General features: G+C 57.7%; 14 protein-coding genes and 2 tRNA genes. 11 read left to right on the forward strand and 5 right to left on the reverse strand.

Annotation, left to right across the window (positions count from 1 at the left end; translation table 11 throughout):
* The first annotated feature begins 240 nt into the window (after positions 1–240).
* Positions 241–1,836 (forward strand): phosphoglycerate dehydrogenase, encoded by a 1,596-nt coding sequence (gene serA, locus IRY30_RS04465; RefSeq protein WP_194556153.1) that lies wholly within the window; start codon positions 241–243, stop codon positions 1,834–1,836.
* Here serA and efeB read toward each other — a convergent pair.
* The 3 genes from efeB to efeU are packed head-to-tail and all read right to left on the reverse strand — an operon-like array spanning position 1,833 to position 5,057.
* Complete coding sequence (efeB, locus tag IRY30_RS04470; protein ID WP_194556154.1) at positions 1,833–3,095, reverse strand: iron uptake transporter deferrochelatase/peroxidase subunit; 1,263 nt, start codon at positions 3,093–3,095, stop codon at positions 1,833–1,835. The genes serA and efeB overlap by 4 nt on opposite strands.
* A 2-nt stretch (positions 3,096–3,097) precedes the next feature.
* Entirely contained in the window at positions 3,098–4,240 is a 1,143-nt protein-coding gene (gene efeO / locus IRY30_RS04475) for an iron uptake system protein EfeO (protein WP_194556155.1), read from the reverse strand.
* Entirely contained in the window at positions 4,233–5,057 is an 825-nt protein-coding gene (gene efeU / locus IRY30_RS04480; protein ID WP_194556156.1) for an iron uptake transporter permease EfeU, read from the reverse strand. Before efeU ends, efeO begins: the two co-directional genes overlap by 8 nt.
* Positions 5,058–5,217: 160 nt before the next feature.
* Between efeU and IRY30_RS04485 the strand changes: the two genes are divergently transcribed.
* From IRY30_RS04485 to IRY30_RS04500, 4 genes are read left to right on the forward strand one after another with little or no spacing between them, the layout of a single operon-like run.
* Entirely contained in the window at positions 5,218–6,240 is a 1,023-nt protein-coding gene (locus IRY30_RS04485; protein WP_194556157.1) for a 3-isopropylmalate dehydrogenase, read from the forward strand.
* 56 nt (positions 6,241–6,296) lie between these two features.
* Positions 6,297–8,132, forward strand: a complete 1,836-nt coding sequence (locus tag IRY30_RS04490; RefSeq protein WP_194556158.1) for a DUF294 nucleotidyltransferase-like domain-containing protein — start codon at positions 6,297–6,299, stop codon at positions 8,130–8,132.
* The gene (locus IRY30_RS04495; RefSeq protein WP_194556159.1) at positions 8,132–8,788 is read left to right on the forward strand and encodes an exonuclease domain-containing protein; all 657 of its coding nucleotides are present in this window, start codon (positions 8,132–8,134) and stop codon (positions 8,786–8,788) included. The genes IRY30_RS04490 and IRY30_RS04495 overlap by 1 nt, the downstream gene beginning before the upstream one ends.
* Before the next feature lie 31 nt (positions 8,789–8,819).
* Entirely contained in the window at positions 8,820–9,626 is an 807-nt protein-coding gene (locus tag IRY30_RS04500; protein ID WP_194556160.1) for a fumarylacetoacetate hydrolase family protein, read from the forward strand.
* A 21-nt stretch (positions 9,627–9,647) separates the two neighbouring features.
* On the opposite strand, the gene IRY30_RS04505 is transcribed toward IRY30_RS04500, so the two are convergent.
* Together IRY30_RS04505 and IRY30_RS04510 are read right to left on the reverse strand one after the other, a co-directional pair.
* Complete coding sequence (locus tag IRY30_RS04505) at positions 9,648–10,820, reverse strand: isochorismate synthase (RefSeq protein WP_194556161.1); 1,173 nt, start codon at positions 10,818–10,820, stop codon at positions 9,648–9,650.
* A 68-nt stretch (positions 10,821–10,888) separates the two neighbouring features.
* Entirely contained in the window at positions 10,889–11,314 is a 426-nt protein-coding gene (locus tag IRY30_RS04510) for an LppU/SCO3897 family protein (RefSeq protein WP_194556162.1), read from the reverse strand.
* Between the two features lie 144 nt (positions 11,315–11,458).
* Here IRY30_RS04510 and IRY30_RS04515 point away from each other — a divergent pair, with 144 nt between their 5' ends.
* The 6 genes from IRY30_RS04515 (at position 11,459) to IRY30_RS04540 (ending at position 17,399) form a co-directional block, all read left to right on the forward strand.
* Positions 11,459–12,424, forward strand: a complete 966-nt coding sequence (locus tag IRY30_RS04515; RefSeq protein WP_309825084.1) for a CE1 family esterase — start codon at positions 11,459–11,461, stop codon at positions 12,422–12,424.
* Between the two features lie 55 nt (positions 12,425–12,479).
* A complete protein-coding gene (gltX, locus tag IRY30_RS04520) occupies positions 12,480–13,973 on the forward strand; it encodes a glutamate--tRNA ligase (RefSeq protein WP_194556163.1) in 1,494 nt (497 codons plus the stop codon).
* Between the two features lie 178 nt (positions 13,974–14,151).
* A tRNA-Gln gene (locus tag IRY30_RS04525) sits at positions 14,152–14,223 on the forward strand.
* 1 nt (position 14,224) lies between these two features.
* Positions 14,225–14,297, forward strand: a tRNA-Glu gene (locus IRY30_RS04530).
* A gap of 742 nt (positions 14,298–15,039) precedes the next feature.
* Entirely contained in the window at positions 15,040–16,239 is a 1,200-nt protein-coding gene (locus IRY30_RS04535; protein ID WP_194556164.1) for a DUF262 domain-containing protein, read from the forward strand.
* Positions 16,236–17,399, forward strand: coding sequence for a hypothetical protein (locus IRY30_RS04540; protein ID WP_194556165.1), 1,164 nt, complete (start codon positions 16,236–16,238; stop codon positions 17,397–17,399). Before IRY30_RS04535 ends, IRY30_RS04540 begins: the two co-directional genes overlap by 4 nt.
* Positions 17,400–17,607: the final 208 nt, after the last annotated feature.

Below are 17,607 nucleotides of genomic sequence, written 5' to 3' on the forward strand. Positions count from 1 at the left end.
ACCCATTCAAGAAAGCACCGCTCCTGTTGGGGCGAGTGCTTTTTTGCGTATCTGGACGTGCGTTTGTGTGTACAGACTAAGCGGTACAGATTTAACCCTTGGCCATGCTGAAGAACTGGGGAGTTAAGACTATGCTGTTAAGGGTCGCACGCCACATTTGAACGGCGTGGTCCCTCTTCGGATCGGCGCGGTCGTTTCGATCCGGAGCAGGCACTACTTTTCCACTCAGGAGAACATAGCGTGAGCAGTAACCGCCCGGTAGTTCTGATTGCCGATAAGCTTTCCCAGTCCACTGTCGATGCCCTTGGAGATGCCGTTGAGGTGCGCTGGGTAGATGGTCCGAACCGTCCCGAGCTGCTCAAGGCAGTGGTGGATGCTGATGCCCTCCTCGTGCGTTCCGCCACCAAGGTTGATGCCGAGGTTCTGGAAGCCGCATCCAAGTTGCAGATCGTGGGCCGCGCAGGCGTGGGTCTGGACAACGTGGACATCGAAACCGCCACCGCCCGTGGCGTGATGGTGGCCAACGCTCCTACCTCCAACATCCACTCCGCGTGTGAGCACGCTGTGTCCCTGTTGCTCTCCACCGCTCGTCAGATCCCTGCCGCAGACAAGACCCTGCGCGATGGAGAGTGGAAGCGTTCCTCCTTCAATGGTGTGGAGATCCTGAACAAGACCGTCGGCATCGTCGGCTTCGGCCACATCGGCCAGCTGTTTGCGCAGCGCCTGGCAGCTTTCGAGACCGACATCATCGCCTACGATCCTTATGCGAACGCAGCCCGCGCCGCACAGCTGGGTGTGGAATTGGTGGACAACCTGGAGGACCTCATGGGTCGCTCCGACTTCGTCACCATCCACCTGCCCAAGACCAAGGAAACCGCCGGCATGTTCAATGCCGAGCTGCTGTCCAAGTCCAAGAAGGGCCAGATCATCATCAACGCCGCCCGCGGTGGCCTGGTGGATGAGCAGGCTCTGGCAGACGCCATCAAGTCCGGCCACATCCGCGGCGCCGGCTTTGACGTGTACGCATCTGAGCCTTGCACCGACTCTCCTCTGTTTGACCTGCCGGAAGTTGTGGTCACCCCGCACCTCGGCGCGTCCACCGAAGAGGCTCAGGATCGTGCGGGCACCGATGTAGCGGCCTCCGTCCTGCGTGCACTCTCCGGAGATTTTGTTCCCGACGCCGTCAACGTCGCCGGTGGCAAGGTTTCCGAGGAAGTTGCGCTCTGGCTCAACCTGTCCTCCAAGCTCGGCCGCGTAGCAGCTGCTCTGCTGGGAGCTGCACCGCAGTCCGTGCTGGTGGAAGCCCGCGGCGAGCTGTCTTCCGAGTCCGTTGATGCCCTAGGACTCTCCGCCCTGCGCGGTGTGTTCTCCGGCGTGATCGAGGAGCAGGTCACCTTCGTGAACGCTCCAAAGATCGCCGAAGAGCGCGGCGTGGCTCTGGACGTGAGCACTCAGCCAGAGTCCGTGACGCACCGCTCCGTGGTGGAGGTCAAGGTTGTGGCCGGAAACGGCCAGGCAGTGAGCGTTATCGGCGCACTGACCGGCTTGGAGCGCGTGGAGAAGATCGTGCGCATCAATGACCGCGGCCTGGACCTGCGTGCCACCGGTTACAACCTGTTCCTGGTGTACGGCGATCAGCCGGGCGCACTGGGATCCGTGGGTACCTCCCTGGGTGCCAAGGGCATCAACATCGATGCCGCTGCACTGTCCCAGGCTGAGGACGAAGAGCAGGCTACCCTGGTGCTCCGCGTTGACCGCGAGCTGGATGAAGAGCTAGTGGAGAAGGTGCGTGGCGATCTGAACGCCTCCACCGCAGTGGTTCTGGACCTCAACTAGCCACACAGCTGCGTGCCCCAGTCCTCGCCGTCCGCGAGGCCTGGGGGACACGCGAAGATGGCTTTGGATTCATAACGCACGTACTCATTCATGCGGTCGTTCTTGGACAATCGCAACTGAATGGGAATGAAGGTTTCCTCGGGTTTGCCCACGTAGGCAATGAAGAACAGCCCGGCAGACAAGTGGCCAAAGCTATCTGAACCTTCGATGAAGTTATAGGCGCGCCGCAACATGCGGGCGCCTTTATTCTGTTCCGGGTGGGAGAGGAACACGTGGGAATCCACGGGGATGGCAGGTTCCCGGCCGTAGATGAGATTGAACGGCACCTCCGCGAACTCCTTGTCCGGGACATCCTCCGTGCCCAGTGGGGAACCGGAGGCGCGGAAGCGAGCGAACGTGGCCTGCTGCTCGCCCAGTGTCTGCCGATCCCAGAGCTCCAACAGCATGCGGATACGACGGGCACACATGTATGAGCCGCCCTGCATCCAGCCCACTTCATCGGACCAGACAAACTCCTCCACGTCCCCGGACTCGTTGGAGTGGATGTTCCGTGTGCCATCCTTGAAACCGAAAAGGTTTCGCGGCGTGGCTTGCTCGGAAGAGGTGGAGCTGGCTCGTCCGTAACCCAGCTGGGACCAGCGCACCTCCACCACACCACTGCCGGCCCGGACCAAGTTGCGCACGGCATGAACCGCAACCTGGGGATCATCCGCGCAGGACTGGATCACGATATCCCCATCGCACAGCTCATCCTTGAGCTGATCACCGGGGAAGGTGGGCAGGGGATTGAGTTGGGCGGGTTTTCTGTCTGATAGGCCAAACCTGGCGTCGAAAAGAGAAGGACCATAACCCACGGTCACGGTGAGATTCTTGGCACCCAAGTCCTGCGCCTCGCCGGAATCGGCGGGGACGGAGTACTCGCTGGATTGTTCCTCGTCCGTGGCGGCCAGGCCCTGGGTCATGCGCTCGGCCATGGAGGTCCAGGTGGCCAGCACCTTCTTGAGCTCTGCGCGGTCCTTGGTCAGCACGTTCAAAGCCACGATGTGCAGGTGTTCCTGCTGCTCCGTGGTGATGCCGGCCTGGTGCGCATCGCGGAAGGGGACGATGGAGTTGCCCGAGGCGGGATCCGTGGTCGCGGAATAGGCAGCCACTCCGCCGCCGCCCGCGAGCACACCAGCACCAGCCCCGATGCCCATTCCGGCGAGGAAACCGCGCCGAGAGACGCTACCGGTTGATTCCTTCTCTTTTTTCGAAGCCATGACTACTCAGAGATGACGGCCTGCACCATGGACACTTCTTCGGTGAGGTGATCGAGTGCGGTAGACAGTGCCTTGCGGTCGGACTCGGAAACCTTGTCGTAGCTGACAAAGCCTTCGCCCTCGCGGTGCTTGTTGAGCTCGGACTGGACGGCGTCGAAACGAGAGTTGATCTCCTTGAGCATGCCCGGCTTGCGCTCCTCCATTGGCTTTTCCAGGGAGGCGATGGCGGCCTTGCTGCCCTCGAGGTTGGCCTGGAAATCGTAGAGGTCGGTGTGGGAGAAGATGTCCTCTTCACCGGTGATCTTGGAGGTGGCGATCTCATCCAGCAGGCCCTGGGCGCCGGAGGCGATCTGCACTGGGGTGAGCTTGAAGTCATCGGCGTTCACGCCATCGATGAGCTCCTGGATGTCCTTGGAGAGCTGATCGGCCATCTGCTTGGTCTCATCGGTGATCTTTCCCTCGACCCACAGGTCCTTCTCGATGCGGTGGAAACCGGTCCACTTATCGCCCTCGGCCAGGTCGGCCTCGCGCAGGTCGATGCGTGGGTCCAGGTCATCCGGGAAGGATTCCGCCACTGGCTCGATGCGCTCATAAGGGGTGCGCACCTGTGGGAAGAGCTCCTTGGCCTTCTCCACATCGCCCGCCTGGATGGCCGCGGTGAAGTTCTCGGTGACGTCCTGGAGGTTCTTGGTCTGCGAGCGCACGTAAGAGGTGTAGTTGTCCACGCTCTCGGTCAGGGCTGCATCGCCCTCGGCGGAGTTCACGTCATCGCCGGTGACCTTGAGGGTGCCGGAGATGCCTTCGCCCACCATGCCGGGCTTGCACAGCGTGGTGTAATCACCGGCTTCCTGGAACTCCACGATCAGCGTGCGGGAAGCTCCCGGGCCGATGTTTTCTACTTCGCCCAGGATGCGTCCACCGCTGGTCATCACGTAAAACTCGTTGATCTTGGTACCGGAGTTGGTCACGTTGAACGTGGTGGAACCGGTGGAGGTTTCCGTGGAGCCGAGCTCACAAGTGGTGTCATCGGCCTTGACATCGATGGCAGCGGCGCCTTCTTCGGCCTTATCGGCACAGCCCGCGAGGAGGAGGGATGCGGCCAATGCTGGGGCGAGGAGCTTGGTAGCGGTGAGCTTCTTAGACATGTGTGGGTTCTGCTTTCTGAGAGGGGACTGGCTTTCCAGACCGGAGGAAGAGCGGCATGACGATGACCAAGTAAGCCAGCCACGCAATGAACGAGAGGACGGTGGGGTTGGGCACGAAGTTGAACATGCCCTCGAGCGCTGCGGCATACCAGGTGCCCGGGGTGAGTACCGAGGAGATATCGAAGGCGTAATTGTGCACTCCAGGCAGCACGTTGGCCTCCTGCAGATCCTTCACGCCGTAGCGAAGAATTCCCGCGGCCACCAGCACCAGCAGGAAACCCAGGATGCGGAAGAGCTTGCCGATATTTACCCGAACCGCGCCCTTGTACATGAGGAATCCAAAGGCCACGGCGATGCCAATGCCCAGGGCTAGGCCGATGAAGGGTGTGCTGTTTATCGACGTCAGGGAGTCGAAAGCCAAGAGGATTGTCTCGATGCCCTCGCGGCCCACGGCCAGGAAAGCCACGAAGAACACGGCCTTGGGGCCCACGGCTGATTCCAGCCGGCCCTGCAGTTCCGCGGACATGGACTTGCCGGCGCTGCTCATCCACAGGAGCATCCAAGTGATCATGATGACCGTGATGATGCTGGCAATTCCACCGAGGAGCTCTTGGCCCTGGGTGGTGAGAGTCTTGGTGCCGAAGTGCAATAGCGCAAAGCTCAGGGCGGTGAACAGCAAAGCTGCGCCGATGCCTGCCCAGAGGTAGGGCCGCTCGTGCTTGCGGCCAGTCTTGGTGAGATAAGCAGCCAGGATGATGACCACCATCGAAGCTTCTAGGCCTTCGCGCAAGCCTATGAGGAAATTGGCATAAAGCACCTGAACCTCGGTTCAGTAGGTAAAGCAAGCCGAAGTTTGGGTAAGGCTAACTTTAGTGATTAACAAAACGGCTTGACTGTACCCCTGCTGGAAAGGTTTAGGCAATAGGGGGTGTTAGACTACAACGAAATCCAACTAGTGAGACAAGGGAGTCCACACAATGAAACTCGCGGTGATTGCCGGAGATGGAATCGGCACCGAAGTAGTCCCAGAAGCGCTCAAGGTGCTGGAGGCAGTGCGGGATGACATTGAGATCACCGAATACGACCTCGGTGCACGCCGCTACCTGCGCAACGGGGAAACCCTCACCGCTGAGGACGTTGCTTCCCTGCGGGAACACGATGCCATCCTGTTGGGCGCAATCGGCGACCCGCGCACGGTTCCCGCAGGAGTGCTGGAGCGCGGATTGCTTCTGCCACTGCGTTTCAAGCTGGATCACGCGGTCAACCTGCGCCCCTCCACGCTGTACCCGGGCGCGTCCAGCCCGCTGAAGGATCCGGGTGAGATCGATTTCGTGGTGGTCCGCGAAGGAACCGAAGGCCTGTACTGCGGTAACGGCGGCACGCTGCGCGAGGGAACCGATCACGAGGTGGCTTCCGAGGTATCCCAGAACACCTACTACGGAGTCTCCCGCGTGGTGCGCGATGCCTTCGAGCGCGCACAATCCCGCCGCAAGAAGCTCACCTTCGTGCACAAGACCAACGTGCTGGTGAACGCGGGTGGCCTGTGGGCACGCGCCGTGGAAACCATCGGCAAGGAATTCCCAGAGGTGACGGTGGATTACAACCACATCGATGCCGCCACCATCTACATGGTCACAAAGCCTTCCACCTTCGATGTCATCGTCACGGACAACCTGTTCGGCGATATCCTCACCGACCTGGCCGGAGCCGTCACCGGTGGCATCGGGCTGGCTGCATCCGGCAACATCGATCCTTCGCGCGAGAACCCTTCCATGTTCGAGCCCGTCCATGGATCCGCGCCGGACATCGCCGGCCAGGGCATCGCTGATCCATGCGCAACCATCCTCTCTGTGGCCCTCATGCTGCGCCACCTGGGCGATGAGCCCAACGCCGAGAAGATCGAGAAGGCCGTGCTGGAAGAGGCTTCCAGCCGCGATGGTTCGCCCATCAAGACCTCCGAGGTGGGCGATCGCGTGGCCGCAGCTGTGAGGAATCTCTAATTCTCGGTTCACCCAACCCGGGGTTGGAAGATGCGTTTGCGGGATAAACTATCTCTATGAACGTTGAGCTAGACGAGGTGCGTCGCTTCCTCGCGGAGCACCATCCATTTCAGTCGCTGGATGCGAAAGTCCTCGATGCAGTGCCGCGTTCCATGACCATGCGCTATGTGCGCAAGGGGATCACGCTCATCACCGCGGGGGAGCCGAACGACCACCTCTACGTGGTGCGTTCTGGCGCGGTGGATGTGATGGATGTCGATGGAGTGTTGCTGGACCGGCGCGATACCGGCCGCAGCTTCGGGTATTCCACCCTGGTCGGGGAAAACATCTCCAAGTACACCGTGACCACGGTGGAAGACTCCCTGCTGCTGGTCATGGAACGCCCGGCATTTCAGGAGCTCGCGACCTCCAGCCCTGATTTGGTGCGCTACTACTCGGGGCTTTCGGCCCGCATCCGCGCGGAAGCCCAGCACCTGCACGGGGAATCCTTTTCAGACATCCTGCGCACGCGCCTGGCCACCTTCGCTATCCCGAATCCCGCGCACATCGGGCCGGAGGCATCCCTGCAGGAATCCGCCCGCATCATGGGTGAGAAAAACGTCAGCTCTCTGCTGGTCATGAGCGATGGCACTCTCGAGGGCACCCTGCAGGGAATCATCACCGACCGCGATATGCGCAAGGCCATCGCCGGGGCCATCGCGCCCACCACGCCCGTGAGCGAGCTCATGACCCGCTCCGTGCGCACCGCCACTTCTGACCAGCTGGTGATCGAGGCCATGCTGATCATGGCGGAGCTGAACATCCATCACATTCCCATCGTTGATGAGGGTCGCACCACTGGCATCATCGCCTCGGCGGACGTGATGCGCCTGCTGCAGGCCAACCCGATGTATTTCGCGGGGGACCTGGCGCGCAAGAACTCCCCGGAAGAGATCAAGGTGGTTTACGAGGATGCACAAAGGGTGGCCCTGCGCTTCATCGAGCGAGGTGCCGCCGCCGACGAGATCACCAGCCTCCTCTCCCTGGTGGCTGATGCCATGGCCCGCCGCCTCCTGCACCTGGCCGAGGAATCCCTGGGACCGCCACCGGTACCTTATGCGTTCGTGGTGCTGGGATCGCAGGGTCGCAAGGAAATGGGTTTGGCCTCTGATCAGGACAATGCCCTCGTGTTATCCGATGAGTTCGACGCCACCTCCCACGGCCAGTACTTCGCCCAATTATCTGAATTTGTCTGCCAGGGCTTGGCCACCGCAGGGCAGGCATTGTGCCCCGGGGACATGATGGCGAGCAACCCGCAATGGCGCATGACCGCCTCTCAGTGGGCGGACACTTTCCAACACTGGATCACCGCACCTGAGCCCGATGCGCTGCTCTACGCGCAGACCTTCTTCGACATGCGGGCAATCCATGGCGATCTGGAACTGGGGTCTACGGTTCATGCGCAGGCGGTGGCGTCGGCAGAACACGCACCCCGACTCCACGCCCACCTGGCGGCCCTGGCTGCCCGGCGCGAACCTCCACTCGGTTTCTTCCGCGGGCTGGTGGTGGATCGCGGTGGGGATTACCGCAACACGCTCAACGTGAAGAAGGGCGGCACGGCGGCGATCGTGCAGATGGCGCGGTTGCTGTCAATCACTGCTGGCAGGGATGCACTGGGCACGCTGCAGCGGCTGGATCGCTCGGCACGCGATCTCACCGACGCGTTCTCCTTCCTCAACAACATCACCCTGAACCACCAGGCGGAGCAGATCCGCCGGGGCAAGCAGCCGGATTACCACGTCAAGCCCGGCCGCCTATCCAAGATGGACCGGGAGAACCTGCGGGATGCCTTCCAGATCATTAAAAGCATGCAGAATGCCCTGAACCTCAAATATCCCATCCGGAGCATCTGATGTTTCCCCGATTTCGACGCCACGGTTCCGCCACCGGGGCGTTGCGCGGCTTTTATGAGGTGCCTCGCCCAGAAGGGAAGACCCCGCTGGAGGAGTTGCGTTTATTGGCTGTTGATATCGAAACCACGGGGTTGGATCCCGCCAGAGACCGCGTGCTGTCCATTGGGTGGGTGCCCATTGACGGTGGCGAGATTGATCTCTCCGGCGCGGGTTATGAATTGGTGAATACCGCAGGGGCGGAGAGCGTGGGGGAGTCCGCGACCATCCACGGGCTCACGGACGAGGAGCTAGCGGAGGGCACCAGCCCAGAAGCCGCCTTGGACTCTGTGTTGCGCGCACTGACTGGCCGGGCAATGTTGGCGCACTACGCGTCAATCGAAAAGGAGTTCTTGGGGGCGCTGTGCCGCAAGCACTGTGGGTCTGGATTGTCGGTGCCTGTGGTGGATACGTTTGAGATTGAGCGTCGACATATGGAGCGGATGGGGACCTTCCCACGGGGAGAAGACCTGCGCCTCCCGCGGGTGCGCGAACGTTATGCTTTGCCGGAGTATCGCAGCCACAACGCGCTGACGGATGCCCTGGCGTGTGCGGAGCTGTACCTCGCACAATGGGCGCGTTCCCGGGTGAGGACCTTAAAGGACATGCAGCCCCTGTGAGTTAGCTAAGCGTGAGGTAACATCTACTTTCATGCGTATTGCTCGAATAGCCCACCCTGAAGGCATGACATTCGCGGTACTCGAAGGTGGTCAGCCGGACGGTTCCGGCGCCACGTGTCGAGAGATCGCCGGACACCCCTTTGGCCAGCCGGAGTTCACCGGTAAGACCTGGCCAATCGAGGATGTTCGCCTCCTCGCTCCCATCCTCCCCTCCAAGGTCGTGGCCGTGGGTCGCAACTACGCGGATCACGTGGCCGAGGTGTTCAAGAAGGGTGCCGAGCACCTTCCTCCCACCATCTTCCTCAAACCACCCACAGCAGTGGTGGGCCCAGAGGCTCCCATTCGTATCCCCGAGTGGGCCACCAAGGTGGAGTTCGAGGGCGAGCTGGCAATCGTCATCGGCCGTCCCTGCAAGGACGTTAACCGCGCCAACTGGAAAGACGTGGTGCTCGGCTTCACCATCGTTAACGACGTGAGCTCCCGCGACCTGCAGTTCGCTGATGGCCAGTGGGCACGCGCCAAGGGACTGGATTCCTTCTGCCCCCTCGGCCCATGGATCGAGACCAACCTGGATGGCATCGAGGCGGATAACCTCTCCATCAAGGCACACCTGACCCACGAGGGCGAGACGGAAACCAAGCAGGATTCCAACTCCAACCAGATGATCAAGGCCGTGCCGGAGATCGTGGAATGGATCTCCTCCGCCTTCACCCTGCTGCCAGGTGACATCATCTGCACGGGCTCCCCAGCGGGCACCGCAGAGATGCACCCCGGCGATCGGATCTCCATTGAGATCCCCGGATTGGGAACGCTCTCCAACCCGATCGCTCGTTACTAGGCTCGGGTTTAGGGCTCGGCCCTAGTTCAACTTCTCGAACAGCTCTGCAGGCACATTCATTGCCCGCAGGGCTGTTCGCATCTTCGCGGCAGTTTCCCGAGCCTCAGCTGCGGGATCAGAAGAGCTGACGATTCCCCCGCCGGCCCAGGACCGGGCGGAGAGCCCGTCCTGGGCCACAGTCGTGCCACGGATGGACACCATGTACTCGCCATCACCCGAGGCATCGCACCAGCCCACAAACCCCGCGTACATTCCGCGACTTTCTTCCTCAGCGGCGGAAATGACACCCAGCGCGGCCTCAGCGGGCGTGCCACCGACCGCTGGCGTGGGATGCAAAAGCAGCGCCAAATCCAACGCGGAATAGTCGCGGTCCTTCAGCTGGCCGGTGATGGGCGTGCCCAAGTGGATCATCTCCTTTGTGGAGTGGATTCCCGGGGTGGGCGGAATGTTGAGCTCTCGGCTCAGGGGCTCCAACACGCGGCGATAGTGATCCACCACCAGGCGATGTTCGTAGAGCTCCTTGGGAGACTTTCGCATCTGCTCGATACTCCGCTGTTCCTGCTGCTTATCGCGGGAGCGCTGGATGGAACCGGCAAGGGGGAAAGCGGAGAAATTCTCCCCGTGGCGCTTGATCAATACCTCCGGGCTGGATCCGGTGAAAAATGATCCGCCGAGGTCTGCGGCGAGCTGTACACCGTAACCATCGCGATGACTAGATAGATCGATCATGCGCGCACAGATCAGCAGGGGATCCACGCGCTCGGCGAATTGAACATCCGCAAAGCGGGCCAACACCACCTTCTCCAGCTCGGTGGACGCAATGGTGTCAACTGCTGCGGCAACGACGTGGGCGTGAGAGGTGGCGTCGGAAGAAAAGGAAATGTTGCTCACGGTGAGGCGACTGTCATCACCACGGTAAGCGGCGGGCGGCTCCAAGGGTCCTTCGGAGCGCCAGATCTTCTCCGGGACGGTGAGTGCGGCGGGTTCATTGAAGTCGAAAGGTACGCAGCCCACCACCATCTGGGAGCTCGCTGACTCGCTGGACATGAGGTCCCGGATATGGGTGGAGGCATCGTAGGCGCTGCGGAATTCTTCCCTGGATCCCTGCGAGCGGACGCTGCCATGGGGCCGAGACAGCAAAAAGTCCGGCGCGGTGCTGAGCCGGCCGGATGATTGCGGGGAAGGAGAAGCCATGAACTTAGCCTAGAGGGTGGGGCAATTTCGGATGCTCAAAGGGCTAAAGATCAGGCGGGGAGGGAAGTTTAGAGCTCTTGCAAGCAGTAGGTCAGATTTTCGGTATCGGTGCGACGACCCTTGATGGAGATTGTGTAGGAATCGGTTGCGCCCTCAACGGAGTAGCAATCTACGTCTTCACCGGACTCGAGGACCTTGTACTTGGCCTCATCGCCATCGCAATCCACTGCCTGTGGCTTCCTCGAGGCATCTGGGCTGGTGCCTTCCGCGGACACACAATCGCCGGCCTGGGCGTTGTTGTTCCATGGCATGACATCTGCGTTGCGGAACATGAAGCCCAAAACAGCGGCAACGACAACGAGAATGATGAGGATGCGTAGTGGCCAGCTCAGGGGAGAGCCCTTCTTGGACTTGCCTTCGTTGGCATCCACTGGGTGTGCGCCGTCAGCGTGGTTGGAGTTGGGGTCAATGTTTCGTGGGTCGTGGTTGGTCATAAAAAGGAGAGTATGGGCTGAGCAATTTGTGTGCTGGGTTTATAGGTAAATTTCACATGAATTTTGCGCAGTGTGTAATTTTTCTCGACGCGCCACAGGAAAAGATCCCGCTGTTGAGGAACTTTTGGGATTAAAGTGACCTGTGTGACCTCTGTGACTTATGTGAAACCAGTAAATGTGCGCCAGTGTGCGCACAATGCCCGGATTTTCCTCGCTTTGAGCTTTGCCGTGCTTCTTGGGCTGACTCTGAACCCAGTGGCCTCGGCGCAGAATGCTCCGCCTCCGCCGCCCGCTAAGTCTTTGGCCGCATTGGCGCCGACCTTGCAGGGCAATCCCACCAACGTGGAATTCGTGCGTCCTTATGGGGAGGTGCGTAGCGCCGTTGTTAGCGTGACCTCCAATTACGACCCCAAGCGCCCCGTACCCATCCTCTTCGGTTTCGGCGGATGGCACGATTCCCCGGAGAATTACCGGAATTACTCCCGCTTCTCCAACACGGGTGCGGCGCAGGAAGCCATCGTGGTCTACTCACGCGGACGGGAGAATGCCTGGGAGGGCGCGCCTTACTCTCGCACCACGCGGGGAGGGGACGTGGACTTCGTCCGCCAGATCGTGGGTGAGCTGCAAAAGCACTACAACGTGGACATGAACCGCATCTATGCCGTGGGAATGTCCAACGGTGGTGGCATGGCCGCGAACCTGGCGTGCCAGGCTCCAGACCTCATGGCTGGTGTAGTCGGAGTGTCCGGTGCGTATTACAACCCCGTCAACGAGGGCTGCGCCCCGGGAAGCGTTCCTACCTTCCTAGTGCATGGCTCTGAAGACAAGCTCACTCACTACCAGGGCGGATCGCTCCACGATGCTCCGTACCTGCCAGTGATGAACGTGATCAACAGCCGCGCACAAGCCAACGGTTGTGCCCCGCAACCGGTGCAGTCTGAATTGCCCGGTGGCGTGACTCAGTTTGGATTCCCCGGATGCAAGGACGAAGCTGTCCACTGGCGAGTCAACGGACAGGACCACACCTGGTTCGTCTCCCCGGATATTGCGAACGAAGCATGGCGCTTCCTCGCCCGCCAGAACAAGACTCTGCCCGGGCCTGCGGAATAAGACTGGCGGGGCAGCGGTGGCGTCGAGAAAAAAATAGACGCTAAACTGGCACGTTATGAGTGATATTCGCGTTCGTTTCTGCCCATCGCCCACCGGAACCCCGCACGTGGGACTGGTGCGCACCGCCCTGTTCAACTGGGCACACGCTCGCCATAATGGTGGCAAGCTCGTGTTCCGCATCGAAGATACTGATGCGGCGCGCGATTCTGAGGAGTCCTACCAGGCGATCATCGATTCGCTGACCTGGTTGGGACTGAGCTGGGACGAAGGCGTGGAGGTTGGGGGACCCCACGAGCCATACCGTCAGTCCCAGCGCATGGACATCTACGCTGATGTGCTGCAAAAGCTGAAGGATGCCGGTGAGATCTACCCCGCATACTCCACCGCTGCTGAGGTGGAAGAGCGTCACAAGGCCGCTGGTCGGGACCCCAAGCTGGGTTATGACAACTTCGACCGTGAGCTTTCCGAAGAGCAGATCGAGGCGTTCAAGGCAGAGGGTCGCGAGCCCGTGTGGCGCCTGCGCATGCCATCCGACCGCACCTTCGAGTGGACTGACCTGGTCCGCGGTGAGATGAGCGTGGAGGGCAAGACCATCCCAGACTTCGTGGTGGCTCGCTCCAATGGTCAGCCGCTGTACACGCTGGTCAACCCAGTGGACGACGCACTGATGGAGATCACCCACGTGCTCCGCGGCGAGGACCTGCTGCCTTCCACCCCGCGCCAGATCGCACTGTACGAGGCACTGGAGCGCATCGGTGTGGCCAAACAGGTTCCCACCTTCGGCCACCTGCCATTCGTGATGGGGGAGGGCAACAAGAAACTCTCCAAGCGCGATCCGCAGTCTGACCTCTTCCTGCACCGCGAGAACGGCATCATCCCCGAGGGCATGCTCAACTATCTCTCCCTGCTGGGCTGGTCCCTGAGCGCGGACGAGGACATCTTCGGCATGGATCAGCTGATCGCCAACTTCGACGTGTCCAACGTGAAGCCCAACCCAGCGCGCTTCGACCAGAAGAAGCTGGAAGCCATCAACGCGGATCACATCCGCCTGCTTGAGCTTGAGGACTTCACCGAGCGCCTGCGCAGCTACCTGGAGGAGTACAAAGGCTTCCCTGCGGATTACCCGGCGGACAAGTTCGCTTATGCGGCCGAGCTGGTGCAGACCCGCATCAAGGTGCTCAGCGAGGCTGACGACCTCCTGAAATTCCTCATCACTCCCGACGCAGACTTGGTTCTGGACGAGAAGTCCGCGAAGAAGAACCTCAAGGAAGATGCGGTGGAGGTACTCAACGTATCCATTGAGGAGATTGAGGGGATCGACGCCAACTCCTTCACAGCATCTACCCTTGAGAGTGCACTGCAGGGTCGACTGATTGAACAGATGGAGCTGAAGCCCCGTAAGGCTTATGGAGCGCTGCGCGTGGCTATCTCTGGCGCTGCTATCTCCCCACCGCTGTTCGAGTCCATGGAGCTGCTGGGTAAGGACTCCACGCTGGCTCGGTTGCGTTCCGCCTTGGCTGTGACTCCGTTTGGTGTGGATGCGGAGTAGTTGGGCTGTTCTGGAGCTGCAGCGGTTAATTACAGCGCTGTGGTTCCGTTTACTCATTCTGAGTTGATGTAAACAAGCCCTGAACAGGCGATTTGCTTGAATCTGGGGTGTCTGGTTATATTAACTCTCGTTGCAAGCGCGGTTCTACTGCCAAGTGAAACGCGCTCAAAACGAACGATGGCCTATGGTGTAATTGGCAACACTACGGTTTCTGGTACCGTCATTCTAGGTTCGAGTCCTGGTAGGCCAGCGCCCCGTTCGTCTAGCGGCCTAGGACGTCGCCCTCTCACGGCGGTAACACGGGTTCAAATCCCGTACGGGGTACAACTAACTTGGATCTTTCCAAGCGTGAAACAAAGTTTCACAAAAGCAGCTAAGTCTTCGGACTTGGCTGCTTTCTCAATTCTCTCAGATCTAAGCAGAGTCTGTGCTAGGTGGTTGCTATCTACCGCCACTCGCAGCAAGGTGCGGGAGATAAGGAATCGCGAAAGCAAACTGATTGAGGCTAACAAATTCTCGAGCTGGACGGTTGAAAACGGGAATCAAATCGTCCGTTAGAAGCTGATCTGCACCTTTAGGTTATCGCTGAGACCAAAAGCAAGCTAGAATCGCAAGGAACAGCGAAGCGCATGTTGAGTCTGTGTTCGTATGGCTCTGGGGACTCTGCGGGTTCAAGTACGAGTCTGAGGAAACAAGTCAAGCCTCGCATTCTCAATGAAAGCATTAAGTTAGACAGACAAACGGATTTTGGATTCGCAAAAACTAAGCTGAGGATTCCAATTATTCAGTATGCCATCACGTAGCCACGTCTCGTGGTTACAAACAAAAAAGCTCGAAAGTCAAGCAACTTTCTTCGGCATCGGCTACTGTCGGATTGAACCAGCGGCTGGTGACGCGCACCTGAATCTCAGAAGCCACTGGACGAGCTTCAGAAACCAAATGTGGTTCGCAAATAGAACCTTTTTATGAATCAACTTTCATCTGATCGCCTCTGACTAACTATTAGTAGAGGAAATCTCGCTTTCGATGGACTCTCCCCACCCCGAAACTAGCTTACGGAGAAATAATGCAACTTGTACCAGGCGAAGAGATAGATTTTAGTTCATATCGCACTGCTAGTGTGCCCCCCGGTGCAGATATCGAAGAGGCATACGAGAATGGCGAATTTCGCATTGTAACAGAGCAGGGAAGAACAAGACTGCCCGAGCTTGCGCGGTCAGTCAGCGATAGATCAATCTATAGTTTGGAGCCCGACTATCAACGAAATTTCGTGTGGGATGAAGAAAAACAGTCAGCCCTAATCGAGTCCATATTGATGAACGTACCAATTCCCCCAATTTTCTTGTATGAGATTGACTACTCCAAGTATGAAGTAATGGACGGGGTACAAAGACTGTCCACTATCGAGAAATTTTACAATGATGAATTAGAACTGACAGGGCTTAAAGTTTGGGAGCCCCTTAATGGAATGACTTATTCAGAACTTCCGGATAAAGTTCGAGATGGAATCAATAGGCGTTACATTTCATCAGTGATTCTCCTCAAGGAATCTGCGCATGATTCAAAACATGCGGGCGACTTAAAGCGAGAAGTTTTCACAAGGCTCAATACAGGCGGTCAGCGACTAGAAGAGCAGGAACTTCGAAAAGCAAACTCTAATGGGCGTCTAAGCGACAGCATCAACGACTTTGTGCAGAATGATTCCAATTTCCGGACTCTTTGGGGATTGGGCGATGCAGAGAGACGGCTAGCTGCTGCAAGCGAGAGAACTACGAAGCAAGATGAGAGACTACTCAAACGTCAAGGCGCTCAAGAACTTGTCCTACGTTTTTTTGTTAACCGACAGCGTGGCAGGTTTGCTGGTATAAAGACACTATCTGTGATGCTGGATCAGTATTGGCTGAACGGGAATAGATACCTTGATCAATCGGTTATCGACTCTATATGCGATATTCTGTCGAATACTTGCTCACTGATGGTTGATGTCTTGGGTGAGGATGCACTTTCCCTATGGACAAACGTTGACGGCAATCTAAAACCTCGCAAGTTTCGATATTTCATCTATGACTCGATGACCTATGCCATGTCTGGATTGCTTGATCACAGTGATGAAATCCGCCGTCATAGGAAGGATGTTGAGGAATGTTTGATTCAAGCGCAGATTGAGAATGCAGAGTATTTTGATGGGAGAAAGACCTCTAACGCGGACTTTTTAAAACGGGCGGGAATTCTTACTTCTGCTATCAAGAGTGGCGCCAGGTTGTGACGTACATTAAAGCTGTACGCAACGCGCTTCCCGGTGAGACGGTTTTTAATAACCGGTCGCACGATCCGGTCTTGCCTCGTTCTGTCTTCTGGCGAGGAATTGTCATTGAAATAACGAGTAAAATCGAAGATGCTTATCTTTCAAAAGTTCGAGATTTTCTAAACTCTTTGTTTGAGATTTATGGAACATTGTACAAGAGCCCTGGAGAGAAGGAACGAGCTGAATTTCACAGCTTTCGTCGAGAATATTTTAAACTAGCAGCTCAAATTTTCGTAGATAGGGAGAAGCTGTGGGGTTTTGACCTCAGTTTGGATGAAATTTCGGAAGATTTTTACAAATTATTTGAAATCGATGCGATGTTTGCTTCGGGAGGGTTGCGAGAGGCCCGTTCCATTGTGGAGATCATTGCTTTTGCAAGGAAGAAGAATCTTGTAATTGAGGTAATGATTGAGCATTTTGTAAATATCTGCAGTTTAGCTCTATCCGCTGATGATATTTCAGATCTAAGAGCTCCGCTTAATGCTTTTGCGGACACCATCGGTGCTCCGCAGAAACGAAATCGTGAAGTCTTCAAGGAGCTCTATCAATGGAGAAATGAAGCTGCGCATTCGCCGGATATTGAGCAGTTTCCAAGTTTTGCAGATCTAGAGTCAACTCTGGATGTCGTTGACGAGTTTTTCGGACTGCTGAATTCCGTGATGCTTTTAACTCTACATAAAATTCGACATGCGGTCGGCCAGCCAACGCTGATGATGTCTCAATCCATGGTTAAGAAAAAACACCACTACGGTGGGAGTACTCCTTTCCTTGAATTTAGTTTTTCGGATGATAGACGCCCTGAAGTAGTTCAGATAATCTCACGTGGTGCTAGTTTTCTCCTTGGGTTTTCGAAGGATGGAAGTTTGGTTGATGTGCTTGATTGCCGTCATGCTTTGCCAGGGGATGAGGCCATAGCGCGCCAGGTGTCAGAGAGTCAAGATTCGGTCGAACCTATTTCCGTCGTGGATGATTTTTGCCGCATTGTTTGTAGAGATGCCGGGTTTGAATTGCATGTTTGCACATCAAGAGACACTCCAAACTGGGCCGTTGGCGCAGGCAGTGCAAATAGATTTTTGTTTGTCGGGTCTTCGGATGTGCGGTTTCTTCCTTCTTCCATTTAGGGTCTTAACTCGGCTGGGTGCCCCTAGTATGTCTAGGTTGATGGTTCTGTGCTTCGATAACGTTCGGCTAATGTGTTGTGCGTATGTTTATTCTTTTAGGAGTTCATGCACGAAGCTTGCTTAACAACATTTACGCTACTTACGTCAACACGCGTTCTTTATTGTTCTTGCATTTGTTACGTAAGTAATAGGTGTTGTTGGATACAAA

Source organism: Corynebacterium suicordis DSM 45110 (assembly GCF_015351405.1).
Classification (GTDB): Bacteria; Actinomycetota; Actinomycetes; order Mycobacteriales; family Mycobacteriaceae; genus Corynebacterium; species Corynebacterium suicordis.